Origin of the sequence: Pedobacter sp. (assembly GCF_041662865.1) — a bacterium.
Classification (GTDB): Bacteria; Bacteroidota; Bacteroidia; order Sphingobacteriales; family Sphingobacteriaceae; genus Pedobacter.
The window spans coordinates 25,884-37,791 of the sequence record NZ_JBAZRL010000034.1; the positions used below are offsets into that span (position 1 = coordinate 25,884).

10 protein-coding genes are annotated in these 11,908 nt (G+C 34.5%); 2 read left to right on the forward strand and 8 right to left on the reverse strand.

The genetic code is table 11. The annotated features are described in order from the left end of the window. Positions 1 to 2 precede the first annotated feature (2 nt). The 5 genes from WC622_RS11715 to htpG all read right to left on the reverse strand — a co-directional run bounded on the left by WC622_RS11715 (position 3) and on the right by htpG (position 7,822). Positions 3 to 608 (reverse strand): TlpA family protein disulfide reductase, encoded by a 606-nt coding sequence (locus tag WC622_RS11715; protein WP_372819881.1) that lies wholly within the window; start codon positions 606 to 608, stop codon positions 3 to 5. 255 nt (positions 609 to 863) lie between these two features. Next, positions 864 to 1,556 (reverse strand): DUF4397 domain-containing protein, encoded by a 693-nt coding sequence (locus WC622_RS11720; protein WP_372819882.1) that lies wholly within the window; start codon positions 1,554 to 1,556, stop codon positions 864 to 866. Positions 1,557 to 1,657: 101 nt separating this feature from the next. Next, positions 1,658 to 4,492 (reverse strand): TonB-dependent receptor, encoded by a 2,835-nt coding sequence (locus tag WC622_RS11725; protein WP_372819883.1) that lies wholly within the window; start codon positions 4,490 to 4,492, stop codon positions 1,658 to 1,660. A gap of 126 nt (positions 4,493 to 4,618) precedes the next feature. Then, on the reverse strand, positions 4,619 to 5,824 hold the full coding sequence (locus tag WC622_RS11730; protein WP_372819884.1) for a metallophosphoesterase: 1,206 nt from the start codon (positions 5,822 to 5,824) through the stop codon (positions 4,619 to 4,621). Between the two features lie 111 nt (positions 5,825 to 5,935). Beyond that, positions 5,936 to 7,822: a molecular chaperone HtpG gene (gene htpG, locus WC622_RS11735; protein WP_372819885.1), complete on the reverse strand. Its 1,887-nt coding sequence runs from the start codon at positions 7,820 to 7,822 to the stop codon at positions 5,936 to 5,938. A 134-nt stretch (positions 7,823 to 7,956) separates the two neighbouring features. Here htpG and WC622_RS11740 point away from each other — a divergent pair, with 134 nt between their 5' ends. Both WC622_RS11740 and def read left to right on the forward strand, forming a co-directional pair. Then, the gene (locus WC622_RS11740; RefSeq protein ID WP_372819886.1) at positions 7,957 to 9,189 is read left to right on the forward strand and encodes a M16 family metallopeptidase; all 1,233 of its coding nucleotides are present in this window, start codon (positions 7,957 to 7,959) and stop codon (positions 9,187 to 9,189) included. A 96-nt stretch (positions 9,190 to 9,285) separates the two neighbouring features. Further along, a complete protein-coding gene (def, locus tag WC622_RS11745) occupies positions 9,286 to 9,843 on the forward strand; it encodes a peptide deformylase (protein WP_372819887.1) in 558 nt (185 codons plus the stop codon). Positions 9,844 to 9,887: 44 nt separating this feature from the next. Here def and WC622_RS11750 read toward each other — a convergent pair whose 3' ends face one another. The 3 genes from WC622_RS11750 to WC622_RS11760 form a co-directional block, all read right to left on the reverse strand. Continuing rightward, positions 9,888 to 10,529 carry a carboxypeptidase-like regulatory domain-containing protein gene (locus WC622_RS11750; RefSeq protein WP_372819888.1) on the reverse strand — a complete coding sequence of 214 codons (642 nt, stop codon included), beginning with the start codon at positions 10,527 to 10,529 and terminating at the stop codon, positions 9,888 to 9,890. A gap of 52 nt (positions 10,530 to 10,581) precedes the next feature. Next, positions 10,582 to 10,827 carry a NifU family protein gene (locus tag WC622_RS11755; protein ID WP_182922973.1) on the reverse strand — a complete coding sequence of 82 codons (246 nt, stop codon included), beginning with the start codon at positions 10,825 to 10,827 and terminating at the stop codon, positions 10,582 to 10,584. Positions 10,828 to 10,861: 34 nt separating this feature from the next. After that, on the reverse strand, positions 10,862 to 11,908 hold a 1,047-nt coding region (locus tag WC622_RS11760; protein WP_372819889.1), incomplete at its 5' end, for an Mrp/NBP35 family ATP-binding protein.

Here is an 11,908-nt window from a genome sequence, read left to right on the forward strand (position 1 = left end):
GCTTAATTCTTTAACTCTTTTAGTTGATTAATAAACGTAATAAACTTTGGGCTCGAATAGTTTGCAGCTCCTTCTCCGTTAAATGAAACTCTGCCCTTTTTATCGAATACAATTGTAGTTGGTAGCGAGCCTTTAAAGATGCTTTCTGGCAAATTACTTGCGAAGTTATATACTGGTAATTTATATTTTTTTCTATCCATATAGGCTTGTGCTTTGGTAAAATCGCTATCGGCATCAACTAATAAAAAGACAACTTCGGGATCGTTTTTATATTGCTCGTATAGTTTATTAACGGATGGCATTTCTGCTAGGCATGGCGGACACCAGGTTGCCCAAAAGTTGAGGAAAATTATTTTGCCTTTTAAATCGGCAAGGCTAATGATTTCGCCTTTGGCATTTTTAAATTTAATAGAGGATAAATCTGTATTAGGGGTTGAAGCTTTGTTGGTAAGATTAGGTTTGAATAAACCTATTTCCATTAGACCTTGTAGCATGAATGCTTTGGCAGCAGGAACAAACAAAAAAAGTAAAATTAGGATGATAAATAACCCGTTGAAGACGTGTTTTCTTGTTAATTTTTGTTTAAAATTAATCTTATTAGTTGCCATATCTATGAATAAGCTGCTACGTTAATAACGCAAAGCTACGGCTTTATTATAGAAATGGTTTTTGATTTTATAAAATTGACGAATATATGCTTTATAAAAAAGCTATTTTGAAAGGGCCGTCTCCTAGACTTGATTTTGAAATTTAATGCAATGCCTTTTTGCATTACGATTCCCTCCTACGTGGAATGACTGAATTCATAATTTATGCTTTAACAAAAAAGAGCCATCGCATAAATGGATGGCTCTACGAAGAAGCTATTTGTGTGTGAAAATAGCCGCCCCGAATTTGGTATCATCGGTAGTTGCCTTTAGGCCTTTTGCATAAATGGTATAAATTTTTCCGCTTTCTATTTTAGTGTCTACAAGTGATGCTTCAATTGCGCTTGTTGTAGCATTTTTAATATTAAACGTTACTTTATCTGCGGCATTAATGGTTTCGAATGTTGAGTATTCTTTAAATGCTTTGTTAGTGAAAAGATCTGTTGCTTGGCCATTAATTGCTAAGCTTAATGCTCCACCATCTGGACTTAAGTTTACAAATCTAATTCTTGCTTTATCCGCTGCCGGTTTAGTAAGATCATCCTTCAATAAAAGGAATTGAATGTTTTCTAGCTTATCAACTACAAACAATGAATAGCCAACTTGTGGCTCGAGCGTAAGTTGCTCTGTTTTTAAACTGGTGTTAGTGCCGGCTTTTGCAACATCAAACTTTCTACTGCCAGAATATGCATTTAAATAGTCGACTTTACTTCCAAAGGAAAATTCATTAAAGGTTGCCAAATTATTATCTACATATACATTTAGTTTTTGTGTAGTTGGCGAAGCATGGATAATACTTAATCCCGAAATGTCTACTGGTTCGTAATCTCTATTTTTTGAACAAGAAAGTAATCCTAGGGATAGCATAACCGCAGCTAGTATAGCTTTATAGTGCATTGATATTTTCATAATTAAATTTTAGTGTGTACAAATAAATTAGGTTAATGGCCATTAACTTTAATCTATACGAGAAAGGCGCAGTAAACGCTACAGCAAGGCTGAATTAATTTTTAATCGGCATCTACACGAAATACTTTCCCGCCAAACTTAGAGATGTTATAATTTACACCAAAGGTGAAAACTCGAGTAATTTGATTACTTCTGCTATCTATGATTGAGTTTCCGGAAACAAATCGAGCTAGATTATTTCCCTGGTTTAATAAATCGTTCGCATTAATGTTGATGCTTAACGATTGGTCTTTAAAAAACGCTTTGCTCAAATTAGCGTTTACTATAAACGGATTTGTGTTTGCTAAAGAATAACCCGAATTAATTTGTTTAGCTGCACTAAAGCCAACAAAGTATGATTTTTTTATAGTAGCCCTTGCAGAAAGCGATAGGTTTAAATTTTTAACGTCTCTATTGCTTTGACTAAAGGTTGCATTGCTGTTCGTAATGCTGTAGTTTATATTTGTATTCACATTAAGTTTTTTCAATCGTAAGGAACCGCTTAAATCTGTTCTAAAATTATGCGTTCTAAAAAATGTGGCTCCACTAATTTGACCTAAATTAAAAAGAGCGATATCGTTAATTGAGTTTAGGTTTATATTGTTGTTTGAGTTAAAACTATAATTTGTACTTGCTGTGATATTGGCTTGTTTCAAATTAATTGTGCCTCGTAAATTCTGCGATAAGTTTATCCCTTTATTAAATCGTTTAATACTATTAATAAACGTTGCTCTATTTGAAAGGTTAATGTTGCCGCTATACGAAACGGAAAATTTATTCTTTTTGAGTGGAATATTTAGCGTGTAGTTGTTCCCCAGATTGTATGTACCGTTTGTGTTTTCAAATCGCGTTTCTTGTTTTAAGCTATTTAGCGTATCAGGGAGTAAAATAACATTATTTACAATTTCATTTCGGGTAGTCGAAAAGCTTAATCCGGTTTGTAATGATACTCCTGATTTTAAATGCACATAGTTAAAACTTGAAGAAATGTTATGGTTAAAGGATGGTTTTAAGTTTGGATTTCCAACAATAACATTTTGTAAATTTTGCGTATTTCTTATGGGTTGCAATTGGTAAAGGGATGGGGCATTATTGCTTCCGGTATAACTAGCTGAAATTGTTTTCCCCTTCGCAATTGTTCTGCTTAAGTTTATGTTTGGCGAATAGTTAAACGCATTGTTGTTTATTTTTTGATGGAGATTTATGTAATTGCTAGTCATTAAAGTCGGTCTGGCATTCATCCCAAAATTATACCGCATTTTCTTATTGGTGTAATTGTAATTTATGCCCAAAGATTGATTGATAACCATGGAGGTATACTGCGTGCTTAGTGAATCGATATACCGAGGTTGACTGGTTAAATTATCAAATACTTTGGTAGCTACATCATTACGGCTTCGCATTACCAAAGCGGTGTAATTAAAACTTAAGGCTTGTTTGGCTAACGTATCTTTCAGTTTTTTTAAACCGAGACTATAATTAATGCCAATGTTAACGTTCTGACCATTGCTTTCTGTGATTAGATTTCTGTTTAATAGCGAGTCTTTCTCTAAAACCTGAGTGTCTTTATTGTAGTAAAGTGTATTTGTACTTATGTTTTGATTTGAATTAGTTGAACTTGTGGAAACCATGAAGTTTGCTGATAAACTATTCCGTTTATTTTTTAAGATTTTCGCTAAACTTATGTTTGCATTTATTCTAGGCGATTTATTGCTTGATAGGCTATTATTTTTCCTGTCTTGCTTAATAATTCCTAATTGATTGTTAATGGACTCATTTAAATTGTTGCCTTGGTTATACGACAAGCCAATTGAACTATTTAGATAGATTTTTTTATTATTAAAGCTAAAGTCTGAGTTTAAATTTTGGTTGCTGTTTTTATTTTCTCCGTTACTTTTTGAATTTGTATAAAATGTGCCTAACGGATTTAAGGTTTCTACAGACTGCTCGGCACTAAAGGCAGAATTGTTGCGCCCAATGTTATAACCAACGCCAAAGTTTCCGTACTTTCCTAATTTATCCCGATGGTTGGCCGATAATCTTATGTTTTCACTTTCTCCAGCGCCGTTGTTTGAGGTCGTGTAATTTAATCCGCCACTGCTTTGTTTTGTATCACGCCACAAACTCATGTTTCCATTACCACCGAGTTGATCATTAGTTCCAGCAGTTACGCCACCGTTGCCGAATTTTCCTTTGTTCATGCCGGGTTTGGTCACAATGTTTAGCATTTTAGCAGGCTCGCCAATCTTTATTCCTGTAAAATTTGCTTCATCTCCAAAATCATCAATAACTTGAATTTTAGCCACAATTGCTGCCGGAAGTTTAGCGATAAAATCTTTTACATTGTTGGTAAAAAAGTCTTTCCCGTTTACACGGAGTTTAACCATTTCTTTACCCATTGTTTTAACATTGTATTCCTCGTCAATTTCCAATCCAGGAAACTGTTTTAGTAAATCAGCCACATTATCACCCTCAAAAACCTGAAATGCTACGGCATCGTATTCCACAGTATCTTGCATTATTCGTATTGGGTTGGGCTTACCTTTAATGAGAACCTCTTTGAGCATGTTGCCAGCAAACTTTAACGCGATCCCTTTAATTTCTAATTCTTTTTCTTTACCAAAAGTATAATTGCCACTAAACTCCTGGTAACCCATTAATTTAACCATTAATGTAAATGATGCTACTTTAACTTTAGAGAAATTGAAATAGCCATCATCGTCGGTAGTGGTACGTAGCGTATCTTTATCTGTAATTAGTAAAACATTGGCATTGCTTATCGCAGTTTTACTGCTGTCGGTAACCAAACCATTCACTCGCTTATTGGTTTGCGCAAACACAGTTGATGTGCTTAAAATCAATAGATATAGTAGAAAAAGAGAATGGCGTTTTTTCAAGACTGGGATGATTATCTATACAAACTTAATTTTTAGTTTTTGACAAATTGTATTTTTTACAAATTTTAACTAAATCTTTAAGTTAGATTAGAAAAACAATGGTTTTCCATACTGAATTAGAAGATTTTATTTTCTTTTCAGTTCGATAACGGTAATTTCTGGCCAAATACCAACTCTGCCAGAGAACCCAATAAAGCCGAAGCCTCTATTCACATTTAAAATCCTCCCGTTTTCTTCTTTAATACCCGCCCAGTGTTTGTAGCGTAAACTTACAGGACTCCATTTGATGCCAAATAGCTCAATACCAAATTGCATTCCGTGTGTATGGCCACTTAATGTCAAATGTATTTTTGAAGGATTGTTTTTTACTTGTGCCTCCCAATGTGATGGATCATGAGAAAGCAAAACTTTAAACTCGTCTGCTGTTGTATTTTGCAATGCTTTTTGCAAATCACCACGTTCACCAAAACCTAAACCCCAATTTTCTATTCCAGCTAAGATGATTTTCTCTCCATCCTTTTCAAGTTCTACGTGTTCATCTAACAATAAACGAAAGCCTAATTCTTGATGGTATTTTTTGAGCTGCTGTAAATTTCCTCTTTTTATTAAGTCATTTTCCCATTTCACATAATCGCCATAATCATGGTTACCTAAAATAGAAAACTGCCCGTATTTAGCTTTAATTTGGGAGAAATGACCAATGTAAGGTTTAATTTCTTCGGCTTTATTGTTTACTAAATCGCCAGTAAAAACGAATAAATCGCTTTGTTGCTTGTTAATTAAATGGATGCCTTTTTGTACTTCGTTCGGATTGGTAAAACTACCGGCGTGTACATCAGATATTTGAGTAATGGTAAATCCATCAAATGCTTTTGGCAAGTCATCGAAGTATAACGTATGCTTAATAACGCGATAGGCGTATTTGCCCCAAAGCATCCCGTATAGGAAAGCAAAAAATAAGAATAAAAATAAGGCAACCGCTACTTCCATAGCAATTATCGCCCTTGGCGGAAATATAAAATGATGAAAAACTGCAGCGATTAAACGATACATATCATCAAGCAAAAGCATTACAACAAATAGCAATTCACTAGCAAAAAACATAATGAACGCATGTACGGCTAGCATAAAAAACTTATCAGGTTCACGGCTTTGCAATCGAACTACTGCCGTAATCATTAAGACTACAATCACTGCTACGACCGACCAAAAAATTGCTGGTACATATGTTTGTGGCGCTAATACCTGCAATCCACCTAATGCATATGCATTTAACAGCAGAAAGAAAATAGTAAAAATGACTACTGGTACAAGCGAAAGTCTTCTTCTCATTTTATAATAATTAGGCGTCACCTCGACCGTAGTGGAGAGAACTTAAATATTTCTCCATTTTTTGCTACGCTTCAGTCGAAATGACGCCGTTTTTAATTCCCCTTTTGGAAACTATATTAATTCCACACTTCTGCTTACAAAAGCCGTTAATTCTGCTCCGGTTAACATCCCTTGTGATAGTAACGCTAAATCAACTGCTTGTTTTGCAAATTTGCTTTGTTCTTCTTCGTTTGTTGAAGCTAAAATTTTACTTACCAATTTGTGATTCCCATTGATAGCCACTTTATAACTATCCGGCATGTTTCCGTAAAAACTCATTCCGCCACCCATTTTAGCCATGTCTTTCATGCGGCGCATAAATTCATCCATGGTTACCGTAACTGGAGAATCATCTGGACTTAGACCAACGACTTCCACACTAAAATTTGGTTTTGCAATTGCTTTTTCGAAAATCGCTTTAACGTTTGTCGATTGCTCTTCGCTTAAAACAGATTCTAAAACTTCGTCTTTTTCAATTAGTTGATTTGCAACACTCGCATCCACACGTTTCAATTGTGTTTTCTCTAATTTTTGCTCTAAACTGCTCACAAAGTGATTATCAATTGGAGAGTTCATCAATAAAACATCGTAACCTTTTTTCTCTGCCGATTGGATAAAACCATCTTGTTTTTCTGGATCTGTTGTATATAAATAAACTACTGTTCCATTTTTATCAGTTTGTACTGGAGCTACTTTTTCTTTGTATTCTTCGAAAGTAAAGTTTTCACCTTTGGTATTGGTTAGCAACGCGAAATCTTTTCCTTTATCGTAAAATTTCTCTTCGCTAATCATTCCGTATTTAACGAATAGACCGATGTTGCTCCATTTTTCTTCGTAAGCCTTACGATCTTTGTTAAATAATTCAGCTAATTTATCAGCTACTTTTTTAGTGATGTAACTGTTGATTTTTTTTACGTTGCTATCTGCTTGTAAGAAACTTCTCGAAACGTTTAAGGGAATATCTGGCGAATCAATTACACCGTGTAATAACATCAAAAATTCTGGTACGATGTCTTTAACTTCATCCGTAATAAATACCTGGCGACTGAACAATTTGATTTTGTTGCGTTGCATATCAAAATCGTCTTTCACCTTAGGGAAGTACAAAACTCCTGTTAAGTTGAAAGGATAATCTACGTTTAAGTGAATCCAAAATAATGGATCTTCAGAAAACGGATATAATTGTTTGTAGAAATCTAAATAATCTGCATCTGACAAATCTGCAGGTGCTTTCGTCCAAATTGGATTAGTTGTGTTAATAATATTATCAACCTCAACTGATTTATATTTTGGTTTATCTTCCGCATCAACGCCATCTTCTTCTTGCTCAGTTTTAGTTCCAAACTTAATTGGAACAGGTAAGAATTTAGCGTATTTATCTAAAATTTCTTGCAGTTTATGCTCACTTAAAAACTCCTCAGATTCTGCATTGATATGTAAAATAATGCTCGTACCACGAGTTGTTCTATCTCCATCAGAAATTTCAAATTCTGTACTGCCATCGCAAGTCCATTTTGCTGGTGTAGCACCTTCTTGATAAGATAAGGTTTGAATTTCTACCAAGTCAGACACCATAAATGCAGAATAGAACCCTAAACCGAATTTACCAATGATTTCATTGGCGTCTTTCGCATCTTTGAATTTTTCTACAAACTCACTAGCACCAGAGAAAGCAACTTGATTAATGTATTTTTTGATTTCCTCTGCAGTCATACCCAAACCGTTATCGCTAATGGTTATGGTTTTTGCTGCTGCATCTAAACTTACTTCTACTAATGGTTCGCCTACTTCGCCATTGTACTGACCAAGTGCTGCTAAACGTTTTATTTTTTGAACCGCATCAACTGCGTTAGAAACTAATTCCCTTAAAAAGATTTCATTATCCGAATACAGGAATTTCTTGATGATTGGAAAAATGTTTTCTGTGTGTATGGAAATACTTCCTTTTTCTGTTGTCATATTTGTTTTATAATTTTTTGATTATACCTATGCTTATCAATGGTTGTTCCAAAATGCTTTATAGGTCAAAATGACAGAGTTATGCACTGCATATCAATAAATAATCTCGCAATCTTATGTATCTTTGCCGCTTAATGGAATATAACGTTCACACTTTACACAACGGCATTCGGCTTTTGCATGTGCCTTCAGCATCGGCAATTTCTCATGCTTGTATTATTATCAATAGTGGTTCTAGAGATGAGGATGAAGAGCAAATGGGCTTGGCTCATTTTATAGAACATTTAATTTTTAAACGCACTGAAAAACGAAATACCAATCAGATTTTAACTCGATTAGAAAGTATTGGCGCAGATTTAAATGCGTATACCACTAAAGAATATACCTGTGTTCATGCTTCATTTTTAAATCCATATATAGATAGAACGTTAGAACTTTTTAATGATATTGTTTTCCATTCTGTGTTTCCAGAAGATGAAATGGAGAAAGAAAAAGGAGTCATTTTAGATGAAATTACTTCTTATTTAGATCAACCTGAAGAAGCGATAAACGATGATTTCGAAGATCAACTTTTTGCTGGACATCCCTTTGGAAGAAACATTTTAGGCAATCCTGAAACAGTAAATGCGTTAACTAGAAAAGACATTTTAAAGTTTATCAAGGATAATTATAGAACGGATGAAATTGTAGTTGCCGTGATTGGAAATTACTCGCTAAATAAATTCATTAAAGTTGGTTCGAACCATTTCGAATCTGTCACAGCAAATTTATCGCCTAAAAAAAGAAGTGCACCAATTCCTAATAAAGCACAAAACATCGTTGTAAATAAACAAATTTCACAGGCGCATGTCATGATGGGTGCACAAGCCTATTCGTTACATCATCCGTACAAAGCAGGTTTATTATTGCTAAATAATATGCTTGGCGGAACTGGAATGAGCTCGATCTTAAATTTACAATTGAGAGAAAAATACGGCATCGCTTATACCATAGAATCTAATTATAGTCCGCTGAGTGATACAGGGATTTTTGCTTTATATTTTGGTACGGATAAAGAAAAACTTGATAAAGCGTTCAGCCTAATTGCAAAAGAATTCAAAAAAATAAAGGATAATCCATTAACAGAAATTCAATTGCAAAAAGCGAAGAATAAATTTATTGGGCAAATTGCTTTAGGCGAAGAAAATCGAATTGGGCTCATCATTTCTATGGCAAAAAGCTTAATTGATTACAATAAAATTGATGATTTAGAAACTGTATTCAATAAAATTAGAGCAGTTAGTACAGCTGATATGGCAGCTATTTCTAACGAGATTTTAGATGAAAGTAAACTAAGTTCATTAACGTTTTATCCTACTGAAAGCTAAAGATTTTGAATAGTTATTAAAACATTGCTTGTCATCAAAACGACAATTTAGCAATAAAGCAATCTAACAATTCGTGTATTTTTGTATTTTTGCACCATGAAGTTACCAATTGTAGCCTACGGCGACCCTGTTTTAAAGAAAGTATGTGTTGATATTGATGAAACATATCCTGATTTACAACAACTGATAAAAAACATGTTCGAAACCATGTATAATGCTAGTGGTGTTGGTTTGGCTGCTCCACAAATTGGTTTGCCTATTCGTTTATTTATTGTAGATACCAAAGGTGATGAAGACGAAGAGGCTTATGTAAAAGTTTTTATCAATGCTCAAATTTTAGAAGAAACTGGCGAACTATGGGCCTTTAATGAAGGCTGTTTAAGTATTCCGGAAGTACGTGAAGATGTGATGCGTAAACCAAACATCTTAATTAAATATTATGATGAAAACTGGAAGCTTCACGAAGAAAAAGTAACAGGTTTTCCAGCTCGAGTAATTCAACACGAATACGACCACATTGAAGGTAAATTATTTACTGATAAATTGAGTTTGTTGCGTAAGCAAATGTTAAGAAGCAAGCTAGACAATATCTCTAAAGGGAATGTACAAACGGATTATAAAATGCGTTTCCCTAAACAAAATCGAAAAAGATAATTTGATTGAAAATTTTTGATTTACGTAAATCGTATCAATAAAATCTATTTGTCTTCGCTACGAAGTTTATCCCCACTAAAGATAGTTTGCATTAGTCTACCCCAAGCAAAAGGGTTTAGTAGAGGATTCGTTTGACGCATGTTCACGTTCATCATCCGATCGAAATTATAACGATAATTTCCATTGCTAATTTCCTGCCCATCTCTAGGCAAGGTGGCGATCATACCTCTTAATGCTTTGGGCGATAAATTTCTTTTAGCAATAGCCATATCGTCATCAGCTACTTTCATAGAGAGAAAATCTTTATTAAACTCTTCAATTGTTGCCCAAGGATTAACTCTAACTGCTTGCAAATACACCACTTCTGATTTTAATTTAACCATCGCTGTATATTTGTGCTCTGCAATTTCATTTGGTAATATCAGAGTTTTGCTAGTAAAGCCAACTGCAGAAAATACCACAGTATCGCCAGGATGGGCAATAAAAGAATAATAACCTTGGTAATTTGCGGCGTATTTTTGTTCCTTAAAAGATAGGTTAGTTATAGTTACATATGGCACAACCACATTGCTGTCAGCATCAGTAATAATTCCCGAAAGCTGCACCAATTTATTGCTCTTGGCATCGCTTTGCGCAAAAACCGTGGCAACAAATAATAGCAATATGATGGTTAAGCTATATTTCATTTCACAAAAATAGGTGTAAATGCTTAATTGACTAGTTAAATTGTGTTAAAATCTAATCTTGCTCTGCTAAGTCTACAGCAACAACACCTGTAATTTCAGGCACTGCTTTCATAATTGCCTGCTCAATTCCTGCTTTCATAGTCATAAAACTCATTTTGCAAGAACCGCAATTACCTAATAATCTCAATTTAACAACATGCTCTGGCGTTATCTCTTCTATGGCAACATTTCCACCATCAGCTATTAAATAGGGTCTGATTGTTTCTAATGCTTGCTCCACTTGTTCCGTTAAACTCATCTTATATTTTTTAAAGTATAAAAATAGTAAATTTTTAGCAATTTGCTGTCTGAATGTTATTTATAGAAATTTGTTGTGCCATTTTACCAGCAATTTCTCCAAATGCCGCAGCAAGTGGGCTTTCTTTATCCATTGAAATTGGTTGCCCATTATCGCCAGCTGCAGTAATGCTTTGCACCAAAGGAATTTCCCCTAAAAATGGTACTTTATACTGTTCTGCTAGTTGTTTTCCTCCATCCTTACCAAAAATATAATATTTGTTATTTGGTAATTCTGCTGGTGTAAAATAAGACATGTTTTCTATCACTCCTAAAACTGGAATATTAATTCCAGGCATTTTAAACATGGCTAATCCCTTTCTTGTATCGGCTAATGCTACTTGCTGTGGAGTAGTCACAATTACAGCCCCTGCAATTGGAAAACTTTGAGAAATAGTAATGTGAATATCTCCAGTACCCGGTGGAAGATCTACAATTAAATAATCTAATTCTCCCCAATCTGCATCATTAAACAACTGTTTGACTGCATTTGAAGCCATTGGGCCACGCCAAGGCACAGGTTGATCTGGATCTGCAAAAAACCCTAATGAAAGTAATTTAATGCCATATTTTTCAATTGGCAGAATTAATGTCTTACCATCTCCCGTCTCTCTAGCACTTGGTTTTGCACCAATTAAACCGAACATAATGGGTACAGAAGGACCATAAATATCCGCATCAATTAACCCAACTTTAGCGCCATCTGCAGCTAGAGTTACGGCTAAATTACTAGCAACAGTCGATTTTCCAACTCCGCCCTTACCAGATGAAACTAAAATAATATTCTTAATCGCTTTTAATTGCGTAGTATCTAATGGTTTGGTAACTTTTGAAGTAATATTAATATTGATTACCGCATCAGCCGCCACAAAATGTTTAATCGCATTTGTACAGGCGTTCTTCAGCATCTCTTTCATTGGACACGCTGGCGTGGTTAATTCTAATGTGAATCCAATCGTTTTATCTTCAATTTTAACATCTTTAATCATGTGTAGTGTAACCAAATCTTTCTTTAAATCTGGATCTTCTACATTACTTAAAGC